This window comes from Pseudoalteromonas sp. SIMBA_162 (assembly GCF_046535955.1).
Taxonomy (GTDB): domain Bacteria; phylum Pseudomonadota; class Gammaproteobacteria; order Enterobacterales; family Alteromonadaceae; genus Pseudoalteromonas; species Pseudoalteromonas marina.
Map to the genome: position 1 here is coordinate 1 of NZ_JAWJBQ010000883.1, position 249 is coordinate 249.

A 249-nucleotide genomic window follows, 5' to 3' on the forward strand; every position below is an offset into this window, starting at 1 on the left:
ATAACGCCGATGCAGACCAACTAGGTAAAAATATAGGCGATGATCTAGCCGAAGGTAAGCCTACCCTACCACCTATATATGCAATGCAACACGGTAATACACATCAAACACAGTTAATTCGTGATACCATTGAGCACAGTAATGGTATGGAACATTTAGAAGAGATTTTATCTACGTTAAAACAAACCACTGCACTTGAGTTTACAATGCAAAAAGCAGAGCTTGAAGCCGATAAAGCAATTGCTTGCT

General features: G+C 39.4%; 1 protein-coding gene. It reads left to right on the forward strand.

Features of this window, described 5'->3' with window-relative positions:
• Positions 1-249: polyprenyl synthetase family protein (locus R0J88_RS22240; RefSeq protein WP_410901206.1), on the forward strand; the 249-nt coding region annotated here is incomplete at both ends.